10 protein-coding genes and 1 tRNA gene are annotated in these 13081 nt (G+C 72.7%); 4 read left to right on the top strand and 7 right to left on the bottom strand.

Features of this window, described 5'->3' with window-relative positions; translation table 11 throughout:
- The first annotated feature begins 50 nt into the window (after nucleotides 1-50).
- The 3 genes from BGP73_RS10180 to BGP73_RS10170 are packed head-to-tail and all read left to right on the top strand — an operon-like array spanning nucleotide 51 to nucleotide 4105.
- Nucleotides 51-812, top strand: coding sequence for a class I SAM-dependent methyltransferase (locus BGP73_RS10180; protein ID WP_069814016.1), 762 nt, complete (start codon nucleotides 51-53; stop codon nucleotides 810-812).
- 3 nt (nucleotides 813-815) lie between these two features.
- The gene (locus BGP73_RS10175) at nucleotides 816-2618 is read left to right on the top strand and encodes an ABC transporter ATP-binding protein (protein WP_069813900.1); all 1803 of its coding nucleotides are present in this window, start codon (nucleotides 816-818) and stop codon (nucleotides 2616-2618) included.
- Entirely contained in the window at nucleotides 2615-4105 is a 1491-nt protein-coding gene (locus tag BGP73_RS10170) for a phytoene desaturase family protein (RefSeq protein ID WP_069813897.1), read from the top strand. Before BGP73_RS10175 ends, BGP73_RS10170 begins: the two co-directional genes overlap by 4 nt.
- Nucleotides 4106-4146: 41 nt before the next feature.
- Here BGP73_RS10170 and BGP73_RS10165 read toward each other — a convergent pair whose 3' ends face one another.
- Nucleotides 4147-5121 (bottom strand): helix-turn-helix transcriptional regulator, encoded by a 975-nt coding sequence (locus BGP73_RS10165; protein ID WP_069813895.1) that lies wholly within the window; start codon nucleotides 5119-5121, stop codon nucleotides 4147-4149.
- Nucleotides 5122-5371: 250 nt separating this feature from the next.
- Between BGP73_RS10165 and BGP73_RS10160 the strand changes: the two genes are divergently transcribed.
- Nucleotides 5372-5444, top strand: a tRNA-Gly gene (locus BGP73_RS10160).
- Between the two features lie 119 nt (nucleotides 5445-5563).
- On the opposite strand, the gene BGP73_RS10155 is transcribed toward BGP73_RS10160, so the two are convergent.
- The 6 genes from BGP73_RS10155 to BGP73_RS10130 all read right to left on the bottom strand — a co-directional run bounded on the left by BGP73_RS10155 (nucleotide 5564) and on the right by BGP73_RS10130 (nucleotide 12948).
- Nucleotides 5564-6469, bottom strand: coding sequence for a Rieske 2Fe-2S domain-containing protein (locus BGP73_RS10155; RefSeq protein WP_069813893.1), 906 nt, complete (start codon nucleotides 6467-6469; stop codon nucleotides 5564-5566).
- A 134-nt stretch (nucleotides 6470-6603) separates the two neighbouring features.
- The gene (locus BGP73_RS10150; RefSeq protein ID WP_069813891.1) at nucleotides 6604-7440 is read right to left on the bottom strand and encodes an MBL fold metallo-hydrolase; all 837 of its coding nucleotides are present in this window, start codon (nucleotides 7438-7440) and stop codon (nucleotides 6604-6606) included.
- A gap of 146 nt (nucleotides 7441-7586) precedes the next feature.
- Nucleotides 7587-8417 carry an FkbM family methyltransferase gene (locus BGP73_RS10145; protein WP_069813889.1) on the bottom strand — a complete coding sequence of 277 codons (831 nt, stop codon included), beginning with the start codon at nucleotides 8415-8417 and terminating at the stop codon, nucleotides 7587-7589.
- Nucleotides 8418-8606: 189 nt separating this feature from the next.
- The gene (locus BGP73_RS10140; RefSeq protein WP_069813887.1) at nucleotides 8607-9521 is read right to left on the bottom strand and encodes a phosphoribosylaminoimidazolesuccinocarboxamide synthase; all 915 of its coding nucleotides are present in this window, start codon (nucleotides 9519-9521) and stop codon (nucleotides 8607-8609) included.
- A 97-nt stretch (nucleotides 9522-9618) separates the two neighbouring features.
- Nucleotides 9619-11094 carry a N,N-dimethylformamidase beta subunit family domain-containing protein gene (locus BGP73_RS10135; protein WP_069813885.1) on the bottom strand — a complete coding sequence of 492 codons (1476 nt, stop codon included), beginning with the start codon at nucleotides 11092-11094 and terminating at the stop codon, nucleotides 9619-9621.
- Between the two features lie 159 nt (nucleotides 11095-11253).
- Nucleotides 11254-12948 (bottom strand): hypothetical protein, encoded by a 1695-nt coding sequence (locus BGP73_RS10130; protein WP_069813883.1) that lies wholly within the window; start codon nucleotides 12946-12948, stop codon nucleotides 11254-11256.
- Nucleotides 12949-13081 lie beyond the last annotated feature (133 nt).

Here is a 13081-nt window from a genome sequence, read left to right as displayed (position 1 = left end):
AGCACAGCCCCCACGGACAACCGGTGAGCGACGAAGAGGAGGCCTTCCCGATGGATGGCGTGCAGGACATCGGCTACGGACGAGTATTCGCAGGGTTCTACGACCGGATCTTCCCGAAGGACGGCTACGCCGATCTCGCCGCGGAGAAGCTCGCCGCCCAGCATCCCGGGGGCGGCCTGGGCACGCTGGAGTTCGGCGTCGGCACGGGGCGGATCGCCATTCCGCTCTCCGAGCGCGTCGGTCCGGTCCGGGGTGTCGACTCCTCACCGGAGATGCTCGAGGAACTCCGCCGGGACATCAAGGAGAAGAACGCTCCCGTCACCCCCGTGCACGGGGACATCCGCAACTACACGGACGACGAGAGCTACGGGCTGGTGTACTGCGTCTGCGCCACCCTGTCGATGATCCTGGACCCACAGGAGCAGCAGGCGGCCATCAGCCGGGCCGCGGAGCGGCTCGCACCGGGCGGGAAGCTGGTGGTCGAGACCTGGAACCGCTCCGGGGTGCTGGAGATGTTCGAGGGCAGGGACCGCACCTCGTACTTCATTCCGTACCCGGAGCCCAACACCGGCCTGCTCACCTACTCCAACCTGGTCCAGGACCGGATGCTGTGGCAGGCCTCGCACATCTGGTTCGAGAACGGTTCCTCGAACGTCGGCACCGAGATGGCACGGCTCACCACCCCCGAGGAGGTGGACGGTTTCGCCGTCGAGGCCGGACTGACACCGGAGCACCGGGTGGCCGACTGGATGGACAAACCCTATTCGGAGAAATCCCTGTTGTTCATCGCCAGCTACTCCCGGGAGAAGTGAGCAATGGCGAGCGAAGCGCCCGCGGCAGATCAGCGCCGGAACGAAAAGGAAGCGGTCTGGGTCATCGCCCGCCAACACCGCCGACTACTCGTGGTCGGAGTGGTGCTGGGGCTGTTCGGAGTGGCCGCTTCGCTCGCCCAGCCACTCGCCATCGGCGAGCTGATCAGGGCGGCCGGCGAGAACGGCTCACTCACCGCTCCGATCCTGCTGATGGCCGCGCTCTTCTGCACCGACGCGGGCCTCTCCGCGCTGCAGGCGTACATCATCGGTCGGGCCGGTGAGGGGATCGTCTACGGAGTGCGGCGCAGCCTCGTCGGCCGGCTGCTCAGGTCGGACCTCGCCCGGTTCAACGAGCACCAGCAGGGCGATCTCTTCACCCGGGTGGTCACCGACACCTCGATGGCCCGGATCGCCCTGACGCAGAGCCTGGCGCAGTTGGTGATCAACGGCTTCATGGTGCTCGGCGGCGCGGTGCTCATGTTCTTCATCGACGTGTGGCTGATGCTGCTCACCCTGGGCTGCCTCGGTATCGCCAGCACCGTCTCGATCGGGTTCGCCCGGCGGCTGCGGAAGGTGGCGGTGCAGAACCGGGAGGACACCGGGGAGTTCGGCTCGGACCTGCAGCGGGTGCTCACCGCGCTGCCCACCGTCAAGGCATCCCGGGCCGAGGCCCGGGAGCAGGAGCGGCTGGCCGGGCGCGCCGAACTCGCCCGCCGCTCGGGCGTGCGGGTCAGCGCACTGGGCGCGATGCTGACCCCGACGATGAACGTCGGCATGCAAGTCTCGCTGGCCGTGGTGTTCGGCGCCGGGATGAGCCGGGTGGCCAGGGGCACCATGGCCGTCGCCGACCTCACCACCTTCGTGATGTTCCTGTTCTACCTGGTCTCGCCGCTGGTGATGTTCTTCCTGTCGGTCGGGCAGTTCCAGCAGGGCCGAGCGGCCATCCAGCGGGTGGACGAGCTCTTCGAACTCCCCGAGGAGAGCCTGGAGACCGAGACCGCGGAGCGCGCCCCCGCACCGGTGACCGGCGACGGGCCGGCCGTGGAGTTCCACGGCGTCCGGTTCTCCTACGGCGGGACGCCGACCCTCACCGGGGTCGAATTCACCGTGCCGGCCCACGGCCTCACCGCGGTCGTCGGCCCCTCCGGAGCCGGCAAGACCACGCTCTTCCAACTGATCGAACGGTTCTACCGGCCCGACGAGGGGACCATCCTGGTCCGCGGTGAGAACGTCTCCCGACTCCCCCTCGACACCCTGCGCGGCCTGGTCGGCTACGTGCCGCAGGACAGCACCGCGATGCGCGGGACGATCCGGGAGAACCTCGTCTACGCCAACCCCTCGGCCGATGAGGAGGAGATCCGCGAAGCGGTGGAGATGGCCGGTCTGAAGGAGGTGGTCGACGCCCTGCCGGAGGGGCTGGAGAGCCCGCTCGGGGAGCAGGGCAGCGGACTCTCCGGCGGACAGCGCCAACGCCTCTGCATCGCCCGCACCCTGCTGCAGAAGCCCGCGGTCATGCTGCTTGACGAGGCCACCTCCAACCTGGACTCCGACTCCGAACTGGCCTTCCGCCGCACGCTGCGCCGGGTCTCCGAGCGCTGCGCGGTGGTGGCGATCGCACACCGGATCTCCACCGTGGTCGAGGCGGACCGGATCGTGGTCCTGGACGAGGGACGGGTCCGGGACGTCGGCACCCACGAGGACCTCATGGAGCGGGATGTGCTCTACCGCCGGCTCGCCGGCACCCAGCTGGGCTCGGAGCCCGGCGCGGGGCAGTCGGCCGTGCCGGCTGAGGCGGCCGCCGTATGACGGCCGCCGACGTCGCCATCGTGGGAACCGGGCCCAACGGCCTGGCGGCCGGGGTGACCATGGCCCGGGCGGGACTGCGGGTGGAGTTGTACGAGGCGGCCGGGACCATCGGCGGCGGGCTGCGCAGCGAGGCCCTGTTCGACGAGGGCGTGGTGCACGACGTCTGCTCGGCGGTCCACCCGATGGCCGCCGCCTCTCCCTTCTTCCGGGAGTTCGACCTGGCCGCCCGCGGCGTGGAACTGCTGCACCCCGAGATCAGTTACGCCCATCCGCTCGACGGCGGCCGGGCGGGCCTGGCCCACCGTGACCTGGCGGCGACCTGCGCGGGCCTCGGCCCGGACGGCGACCGTTGGCGACGCCTGATGGAGCCGCTGCTGGCGCGGAGCCGCGGGCTGGTGGACCTGATCCTGTCGGACCAGCGGAGCATCCCCCGGGACGTGGTCGCCGCCCTCCGGCTGGGCACCCGGATGCTCAGCCACGGCACCCGGGTCGGAGCCGGCGGCTTCGTCACCGAGGAGGCACCCGCGCTGCTGACCGGAGTCGCCGCGCACGGCCTCGGGAAGCTGCCCAGCCTCGGCAGCGCCGCGGTGGCGATGCTCCTGGGCCACCTGGCGCACGGCACCGGCTGGCCGCTGCCCCGCGGCGGCAGCGCACGGATCGCCGATGCCCTCGCCGAGGACATCACCGCGCACAGCGGCGCCTTCCGCACCGGCCACCGCGTCACCGACCTGCGGGAGCTCTCGGGCGCCCGCGCCGTACTCCTGGACACCAGCGCCAAGGGGCTGCTGGAGTTGGCCGGAGACCGGCTACCCCGCCGCTACGCCCGCGCTCTGGAACGCTTCCGCTACGGGCCGGCGGCGGCCAAGGTCGACTTCCTGCTGTCGGAGCCGATCCCCTGGGCCAATCCCGGGGTGGGAAGGGCCGGCACCGTGCACCTCGGCGGCACCCGCGAGGAGATGTGCCGCCAGGAGACCGCCAACGCCCGGGGGGTGCCGTCCGAGGAGCCGTTCGTGCTGCTCGTGGAGCCGGCCGTCACCGACCCGGGGCGGGCCCGGTCCGGCAAGTGGCCGGTGTGGGCCTACGCCCATGTGCCCAACGGCGACGACCGGGACCCGCTGCGGCTGGTGCGCTCCCACATCGAGCGGTACGCCCCGGGGTTCGGCGACACGGTCCTGGAGCAGCGCTCCATCACCGGTGTCGACTACGAGCGGTACAACCCGAACTACGTCGGCGGGGACATCGGCTCCGGCGCGATGACGCTCCGCCAGAGCATCGCCCGCCCCACCGCCCGACTCGACCCGTACAGCACACCGCTGCCCGGGGTCTTCCTCTGTTCGGCGGCCACCCCTCCGGGGCCCAGCGTGCACGGCATGTCCGGCTACCTGGCGGCGAGGTCCGCGCTCCGCCGCCGGTTCGGGGTGCGCACGACGCCGTCCCTGGCTCCGGGGGCCCGACCGGAGGCCGCGGCACGGTCGGGCGGCGGCTGACCATCGTCCTCGGAGGCGCTCCGAGCGCTGCTCCCCGGTGCTCAGATCCAGCCGCGCTCCCGGGCCAGCAGAGCGGCCTGGGCCCGGCTGCTGGCGCCCAGGATCTGCTTCAGGTCGGCGACGTGGCGGCGGTAGGTCCGCACCGACACCCCCACGCTCCGGGCTCCGGCATCGTCCTTGCCCACCGTGCACATCGCCTTGAGCACCTGTTTCTCGATCTCGGAGAGCTCCGGCCGCGCATCGTCCCCGACCTCGCCGGCGGACAACTCCTCCGCCTGGTCCCAGATCCGCTCGAACAGCGCGACGATGTTCGCGATCAGCCCTTCCTCGTGGGCGAGCAGTGCGCCGCAGGCGGTGTCCTCCGGGTCCACCGGCACCACGGCGGTGCGCCGGTCGTAGACGAGGATCCGCTCCGAGATGTCGTCGGTGACCCTGATCCGCGCCCCGTAGGAGGCGAGTTCCCGCAGGTAGGCGGCGGTAGGCGGATGGTCGAGCGCCCTGCGGAGCACGATGCTGCGGATCTGGACGCCCCTGCTCAGGCAGCGCATGTCCAAGGGGCGGGCCTGCTCGATGTTCTCCGGTGACAACTCCTCGTAGGGCTCGACGGAGAGGATCTCCTCCCGGGCGAAGAAGGCGAGGTCGTCGATGCGTCTGCGGATCTGGTCCAGCCCGGTGAGCTGTTCGACGCTCAGCGCGAGCGGCGTCCGCGGGCTCCGTTCGGCCAGCAGGGAGTCGACCAGGTGCCGGGCGTGGGTGACCTTCTGGAGCTCCTGGTGGAGTTCGCGGAGCCGGAGGTCCATCAGTCTGGCGACCGCGACCTCGGGGTCGGCCGGAGCCAGCCGGTCCGGTGCCACCTCGCGGAGGAGGCCCAGCTCCAGCAGCCGGTCGAGCCGCTCCTTCATGGTGCCCGGGTCCACCCGGAGCAGCAGATGGATGTCGTCGACGGATGTGTCGGGGTTCCGGAGGAGCTGGCGGTATATCTTCTCTTCGTCCTCGTTTACCCCGAGGACGCTCATCTCGTGAGCGCTCACGCTTCTCCCCCAGGCGATACGGTCGATCAGCGGCGATGTGCAGTGGTCAGGCGCCGGTCAGCGCAGCACTCCGCCGAGAACAGCATGCAAAGGATAGGTAAATACCGGTGAGTAGCAGACAACCGGAACCGAAAATTCACATACCCCGGAGGCCGCTGCGAAAGCATGGGACGAAATCGGCGGCCTCGGGGGCCGCCAGGTTGGCTATAGTGGTCGGCGCACCAGCACGGTGCATGCGGACGTAGCTCAGTTGGTAGAGCATCACCTTGCCAAGGTGAGGGTCGCGAGTTCGAATCTCGTCGTCCGCTCCGAAAGAAGTCCCCGGGCCGGCGGCCCGGGGACTTCTCTGTCCGGGGCTGTCCCGTAAGCCCTCAACGGAGCGGTGCGGGGCGTCGGGCGCCGAGGGGCCCCTGCGCGATGGAGGTGCTCAGGCGGCGCTCGCGCCGGCGGTCCGCCTCTCCGCGTACTGCCTGATCCGGGCCTCCACCCGGCCGCCGACGATCCTGCTCTCGAAGGCCGGCTGCGGCGCCGTCGCCGGCCCCTTCACGTTCCACCCGTCGGAGAGCCGGAAGACACTGCCGTGCCAGGGGCAGCGGACGCAGCCGTCGGCGATCTCCCCCTCCGACAGCGGACCACCCATGTGGCTGCAGCGTTCGGCCAGCACCCGCACGGTGCTCTCCCCCTCACGCACGACCATGACCGGTACGCCGTCGACCTCCCGTCGCACCGCCCGCCCGAGGGGGAGGTCCGACACGGCGCCCAGCGGGTGCCAGCCGGGGGTCACCGCGTGGGGGACGTACTCGGCGTGGTTGGTGCCGGAGGCCTGCCGGTAGGCCATGTGGCCGCCCAGCGCACCGCCGACCCCGGTCAGGACGAACCCGAGCAGGCCGAGCCTCTTGCCGAGCGTGTGACTGCCCCGGGAGCGAGCGACGAAGGAGCCGGTGAACACCCCCACGGCCACGGAGTTGGCCAAGGCGTGGACGAGGCCGACCCGCTGCTGCTGACGGTGCAGTTCGGCCCAGTCCGTCCAGCCCGAGGCGGCGGCCGGGATGGCGAAGACCAACCCCACGCCGATGAGCGTGCGGGGCCCCCGGCGCACCCCCGGCAGGAAGTCGAGCACGGTCGCCGACAGCCAGGTGCCCACCGGCACCTGTACCAGCGCGGGATGCAGGGGGTGGCCGAGACCGGGACGTCCGTGCAGGATGTCCCGCGCCGGGCCGAGCGGGAGGGCCCGTACCGCCCGCTGCACGGACTCGATGATCTGGTCGCCACCGGACCACCGTTCCAGACGGCCGAGTGCGTACAGGACTCCTCGAGGGCCTCGCTGCGCCATTGGTCCTCCCGTCGGCCGTCCTACTCCGTGGGACGGCCGAGTAGCCCCGTTCCGCTCCGGGAAACCTCGCCGAGGCTCCGCGCCCCCGGACGGACCGCGGGTGGCAGGCGGTGGCGAGGCCGAGCAGGCCGCGCTCAACGGAGCGGTGGGCTGCCCCCGGTCGGTTCCAGGCGGGTGTGCTGCCCGCGGGTGCAGTGGATCACCCGCTCCCCCAGTCCCAACCGGTCGGCTTCGGTGAGGAAGTCGGCCAGGGGCGAGCGGAACACCGAGTAGTCGTCGTAGTGGACGGGCAGGACGCGGCGGTAACCGAGGCGATGGGCGAGTTCGGCGCCCTGCGCGCCGTCCATGGTCACGACGAAGCCGCCCGGCAGCTCAGTGCCGCCGAGGTGGAGTACGGCCAGTTCGGCCTGCGGGAAGCGGCGGACGATCTCGTCCAGCCCGTCGTGGAGAAGGGTGTCCCCCGAGAGGTACACCCGCAGGCGGACGGTCCCGCCCGGGGGGCCGAACTCCAACATGCTGCCCATCACCGGAGGCAGCAGCCGGCTCAGTACCGGCTGGAGGGAGTGCCGGCCGGGCAGCGCGGTGACGCGGACCTGGGAGCCGCCGCGCTCGAACGTGCAGCTCTCCCAGGTACGCAGACCGCCTGCCTGGCCGAACCCCTGCCAGGTGCGAAGACGCCGGGCCGCGTGCGGGGTGGTGACGACGGGCAGTGAACGGTCCAGCCCCCGCCTGGCCCGGCGATCCCAGTGGTCGCCGTGCAGATGGGAGAGGACCACGGCGTCCAGCGGCGGGAGCTCGGTGACGTCCAGGGCGGGCTCGCTCAGGCGCCGGCTCACCAGCCCGTACCCCAGGTGGGCGTGTTCACCGCGATGGAGGAAGTTGGGGTCGGTGAGCAGGGTCAGGTCGCCGTACCGCAACAGGACCGTCGCGGTGCCGATGAAGTGGACGTCGAGAGCTTCGTCATCGAACATGCTGGTCCCTACCCGGCGGGTGCTGCCCCGCCGTTGACGAGGGCCACCGGAGCTGACCGGTCCGGCCCCATGCGGAGTACCCCGAGGAGGAGCAGTCACGCGAGGCCGTCCACAGCCCGCCGCCACGCCGCCACCGCACGGCCCGGCTAGGGGCGGTCCCGGCCCGGGTGCGTGGCCAGGAGGTACACGATCCCGTAGAGGTCCGTGGCACCCTGCGCCCGCAGCGACTCACTGGCCGCGTCGCAGTAGTCGATCGCGGCGTCCCCGGCCACGGACACCTCCTCGCCGGTCACCAGGTCATGGCCGGCGAGCTCGTAGCCGGCCGCCCTGAGGAGTTCCAGCAGCTCCGCCGGCTTGTGCCCGTTCGCGCGGAGACCGTCCGGCCAGAACTCCAGCCAGACATCGGGGCGCGCGGCCTCCAGCATGTTCCGGGCCCCGTGGAGGGCCACCAGCTCCCAGCCCTCGACATCGAGTTTGAGCAGGTCCGCGGCCCGGTCGGCGAGGCGCTCCGCGCACAGCAGGTCCAGCGTGGTGACGGGCACGGTGACCGAGTCCACCGCGGCGGGCACCAGGTCGGGGTTGACGGCGTGGCAGGCGAGGTTCGTCGCGCTGCGCCACAGCCGTACGTTCCCCGGCACCGAGCCGACCGCGGCGGTGACGATGTCGACGTTGCCATGACCGTTGGCCGCCATGTTCCGCTCGAGCAGCCCGGCCATCACCGGCTCCGGCTCCACGGAGACGACCCGCCCGCTCGGGCCCACGTGGTGGGCGAAGAGCGAGGCGGTGTAGCCGTAGTTGGCGCCGACGTCCAGCACCGTCGCGCCGGACCCGGTGAGGCGGCGCAGGATCCTGGTCTCGTGCTCCCAGCTCACACCCGAGGTCAGCACGTCACCGTAGTGGCTGGCGTCCTCGCGCAGCACGGTCAGCCGCGCGCCCCACTCCGTCTCGATGTCGACCTTCGTGAATTCCCGCACCATCACACCAACTTCTGAGAGAGCCGACGGGGCGCCACCGGCGCCCGGCCCCCATCCTTGGCGGATGCCCGGCGCCCCTCACCCGCTGTGTCCGGAACATGCCAGGATTGGGCGTCCCTGGGTCGTCCACGTCCTCGCCTCCGACGGAGCGGGCGCAGGCCGGGAGGGCTGCGGGCGGGTGCTCCTCCGGCATCACTCCCACGGCGTCCCGGTCAGCCGCTCGTACGCCTCCAGGTACTTGGCCCGGGTCCGCTCGACGACCTCGGCGGGCAGCGCGGGCGGCGGCTGCTCACCATGCCGGTCCCAGCCGGCCTCGGGAGAGGAGAGCCAGTCCCGGACGTACTGCTTGTCGAAGGACGGCTGGGACCGGCCGGGCTGCCACTCGTCGAGCGGCCAGAACCGGGAGGAGTCCGGGGTGAGCACCTCGTCCGCCAGCACGAGTTCCTCTTCGCCCTCTCCGGTGCCACCGAGGCCGAACTCGAACTTCGTGTCGGCGAGGATGATGCCCCGGCTGCGGGCGATGTCCCGGGCACGGCCGTAGACGGCGAGGGTGGTCTGCCGCAGTTGGGCGGCGGTGTCCGCACCGACCTGCCGGGCCACCTCCTCGTAGGAGACGTTCTCGTCGTGGTCGCCGACCGCGGCCTTGGTGGCCGGGGTGAAGATGGGGGCCGGCAGCTCCGCACCGTCCACCAGCCCCTCGGGCAGGGCCAGCCCGCAGACCGTGCGGTTCTCCTCGTACTCGGCCAGGCCCGAACCGGTGAGGTAGCCCCGGGCGACGCACTCCACCGGCACCATGCGCAGCGAGCGGCAGACCAGGGTGCGGCCCGCCCAGTCGGCGGGCGCCCCTTCGGGGACCTCTTCGCTCAGTACGTGGTGCGGCACCAGGTCGGCCAGCTGCTCGAACCACCACAGTGAGAGCTGGGTGAGCACCCGGCCCTTGTCCGGGATGGCGCTGGGCAGCACCCAGTCGTAGGCGGAGATCCGGTCGCTCGCGACCATGACCAGGTCGCCGGCGGCGTTCCGGTAGAGGTCGCGCACCTTGCCGGTGTGGACATGCTCCAGGCCGGGCACCCGCACGGGCTCGGGTTTCTCGACGAATCCGGACACGCTGCCTCCGCTCGGTAGTTGCGGGAATTCGGTGCTGATTCTTCCGTATGCGCAGGTCGCCGGCGGCCTGGGGCCTGCCGCTCGGGGCCGCCACCGCTCATGCGGGCTTGCAGACGCGGTCGAGGAGGTTGGCCGTCGCCCGCTGGATCCTGGGATCGGTGTGGCCGGGCCGGCCGAGCGCCGGAGACCAGGCGAAGGTGCCCGAGGCGAAGACCAGCGCCCCGCTCGGGGCCCGGTAGAGCGAGGTCTCCTGGTGCCGGTGGGCGCCGCCGGCGTCCTCGTACGGCGAGTGGGCGAGCAGGATGCGGCCGGTGTGCTCCGGCAGCGGCGTCCTGGGGTGATAGCGGTCGGCCTCGCCCGCCACCAGCCCGGCCACCGCGTCGCCCTCCCCTGCCCCGGTCGCCTCCCAGAGCCAGTGCTCGGCGTTCCGCACGATCAGCGGCTGCGGCTCGGGGACCCGGCCGGCGTACTGGATTCCGAGCAGCCGCTGTTCCGGTTCGCCGAGCTCGCGCCAGAGCGCCCCACGGCCACCGGCCCGGCGCCTGCGGCAGCTGAGCAGCCGCCCCGGGGTCCCGGCCGGCGACTCGGAGAGCTGCACCTGCCAGTACATGGTGCCGGCCGAGAGGAAGACCAGGGAGGTGCCGACGTCCCGGGCCCGCTCCACGGCGCGGCGCATCGGAACGGACCAGCACCCGTCGTGGCCGGGGAAGACCAGGCCGCGGTACCGGGTCGGGTCGACCCGACCGGCGTGCAGATCGCTGGACTCGGCGTAGGCGAGGTCGTAGCCGTACCGCTCGGCCCAGCGGATGAAGTCGTAAGCGTGGCCGACGTACGGGGGCAGGCCCGCACCGGCGTACGGCCGGTCGAAGGAGACGGTGCTCGCGGCGGACTCCTCGCCCAGCAGCCGGCCGTCCCCGTCCCAGGCGTGGTACAGGCTCGCGCCGGTCCTGCCGTCCGCCGGATAGAGGTTGTGCGCCTGCCAGGTGATGTCGGGCAGCACCAGCAGCAGGTCGGCCGGACGGTCGTCGCGGACCAGGAACGGGATGTGGCTGCGGTAGCCGTCGGCGGTGGTCAGCACCGCCACGTAGGCGCCGCTGCTCCACTGCGCCGGCACCCGGAGCCGCCAGGACTGCCACCAGTGGTGGCAGGAGACGGTGCGCTCGGCCCTGAGCGGGGCGGGCTGGACGATTCCGGCTAACCGCGGGCTGCCACCGACCTTGGCGGCGCCCTCACCGCGGTAGTGGCCGATCCGGTAGACCTCGGCGCCGAACCGCTGGGGACGGGCGACGGTGATGCGGAAGTCCACGGTCTCACCAGGGGCAACGGCGCCGACCGACGGAAAGCCCTTGATCTGGCCGTGCACATCGTCCGCGACCCGGGAGGCGGCGGCGCCCGACCGGCCGTCGTGCTCCTCCGCCCCACCGCCGGGCAGGGGGCGGGATCCGGGGAGGCCGAGCCCCGCTGTGGCGAGCGCCCCTTCGAGGTGCCGGGGCACCGGCCCGGGGCCGAACGGATCGGTGACGGCGTACCCCGGCGCTTCCGACCCCGGACGCCGAATCCGTTCCGCGCTCATCCGCCCACCCTCCGCCAAACGCCTCCGGCCCGGTGCTCGCCCGCGACGGCGCTGCCGCCGAACGAGGCAGGGACAGCACATCACATTACGCGGTCGCCTCATCACCCATCGAGGCCGAGGGGCGTTCGCCGTCCTCGCCGCGGCGGTTTCCGCTCCTGCTCAGACCAGCCGGACCGGCTTCTCCGGACGCACTCCGGCGGCATCGAGCCACCTCCGCAGCGGTGCCGGGTCACCGTCCTCCAGCAGTGCGCGCACCGGCGGGTGGAGGTCCGCTGCGCGCACCCCGGCGATCAGCAGCACCGGACCATCGAGCCAGTCCATACCCGGCACGGCGGCTCCGCCGTCCACCGCCGCGCAGCAGACCATCGCGGCGATGTGGTCGGCGAGCAACTCCCTCCCGGTCCGCGGCGCCCGCAGCGGGAAGAGCGGCAGCGCTCCCTCGTCCCACGGGGCGACGGACGGGGCGGCTTCGGCACCGCCGTCCGGCCGCTCCGCGCGGCTCGTCTCCGCCTCCAGCCGGGCCGCCAGCCGCTCGGTCTGCCCGCTGCCGCCGGCCGCCGCGAACCGGTCGACGACCCCGGCCAGTGTGGGCCCCACCGGCGGTCTGCGGAGCGTGGCGGAGAGCGCCCCGAGTTGGCCGGCGTTCGAGTGCCATGCGGCTCGGCCGCCACCGGTGACCGCGGGCGCGGCGTGCACCTCGGGCGGCGGGGGCTCCTCCAGCAGCCGGTGCAGCCTCGCCGCCTCCACCCGCCACTTCCGGTCGACGACCTCCGCCGGGTAGTCGGCCCAGCGCAGCGGGGCCCAGTCGGGGCCAGGTTCGGCCGCACCGCCGTGGAACAACCGCGCCGCGAGCAGCGAGGCCGCCTCGTCCACCGAATCCGGCTCCTCCAGCAGATCGCAGGCGGGGGGCTCGCTCAGCCGGGAGGTGAAACCGTCGGCCAGCCGGTCCCGCCGGGAGAGTTCGGTGAGCGCGGAGACCACCCCGGCGTCCAGCCGCGCGGGCCAGCGACCCATCCGCCAGGCCGGCAACGCCACCCTGGTCAGTAGCCGGTCCCAGCCGGCGTAGGCGAGCCCGACCTGTTCCTGGGCGGCGATCCGCAGGCCGTAGTCGACCGTGCGGGCCCGGGTGGAGGCGGCCACGGCCACGCCCCGCTCCATCTGTTCGGCATGCTCCCGGCAGCCGCGGAGCATCGCCCGCACCGCCCAACCAACGGGGGCCAGAGCCGCCCTCCGGTCCGAGACGGCGACCGCGGCGTCCAGCCCGCGCACGAAACGGCGGGCAGCCGCTATGTCCGGATGAGCCGAGGGGCCGGTCCCCGCCACCACCGGGGCTAGCACCGCCCGGAGTTCGGCCACCCGAAGCCACCAGAGGAAGGGCGAGCCGATGACCAGGACCGGTGGCCGCCGGCGGGCCTCGGACCGCCGGTCGGCGGCCTCCGGAGCGGCATGGGCACGCTCCTCCAGCCAGCTGTCGCAGTCCGGGGTGAGCGCGATGGAGGAGGGCGCCGGGACCTCCAGTCGGTCGGCGAGTTCGCCGACCAGCCGGTAGAGCTCGGGGGCGGTGCTCTCGGCGATCGGCACGATGGGGGTCAGCGCGGGCCGGGCCCGGACCACCACCGCCGACACCGCGGCCGCGAACAGCAGCACGAGTACAGCCGCCCCGGAAAGGCCCCAGAGCGCCGTGTCCCAGCCCGGGCCGCCCAACCGGCCGGTGGCCTCGGCGGTGAAGAGCACCACCGCGAGCGCGGCGGGCAGTAGGGCGAGGGCCGACGCGGAACCGCGGACCCGCAGCACCGCCAGGGCCTTGGAGCGCGCGAAAAGCAGGCCTGGCTCCACACCGGCCTTCTTGGACACGATCGAAGTTCACCCCCTGCTGACCCGCTGCACTGACACATTTGACGGCTTTGTGCTCCCCCCACTGTGGCACCGGGCGCCGACACCGCAATGCCGGTGGGCCGGTTGCCGGACACGGTCCCCGGCGGGTGCG

This window comes from Streptomyces sp. TP-A0874 (assembly GCF_001748085.1).
GTDB lineage: Bacteria > Actinomycetota > Actinomycetes > Streptomycetales > Streptomycetaceae > Streptomyces.
This window is presented reverse-complemented; position numbering and strand designations above follow the sequence as displayed.

Excerpts from the sequence above, each read along its gene's own strand:
- BGP73_RS10165 (WP_069813895.1), bottom strand. The coding sequence starts at position 5,121 with ATGAGCGTCCTCGGGGTAAACGAGGACGAAGAGAAGATATACCGCCAG.
- BGP73_RS10170 (WP_069813897.1), top strand. The coding sequence starts at position 2,615 with ATGACGGCCGCCGACGTCGCCATCGTGGGAACCGGGCCCAACGGCCTG.
- BGP73_RS10135 (WP_069813885.1), bottom strand. The coding sequence starts at position 11,094 with ATGAGCGCGGAACGGATTCGGCGTCCGGGGTCGGAAGCGCCGGGGTAC.
- BGP73_RS10155 (WP_069813893.1), bottom strand. The coding sequence starts at position 6,469 with ATGGCGCAGCGAGGCCCTCGAGGAGTCCTGTACGCACTCGGCCGTCTG.
- BGP73_RS10150 (WP_069813891.1), bottom strand. The coding sequence starts at position 7,440 with ATGTTCGATGACGAAGCTCTCGACGTCCACTTCATCGGCACCGCGACG.
- BGP73_RS10145 (WP_069813889.1), bottom strand. The coding sequence starts at position 8,417 with ATGGTGCGGGAATTCACGAAGGTCGACATCGAGACGGAGTGGGGCGCG.
- BGP73_RS10175 (WP_069813900.1), top strand. The coding sequence starts at position 816 with ATGGCGAGCGAAGCGCCCGCGGCAGATCAGCGCCGGAACGAAAAGGAA.
- BGP73_RS10180 (WP_069814016.1), top strand. The coding sequence starts at position 51 with ATGGATGGCGTGCAGGACATCGGCTACGGACGAGTATTCGCAGGGTTC.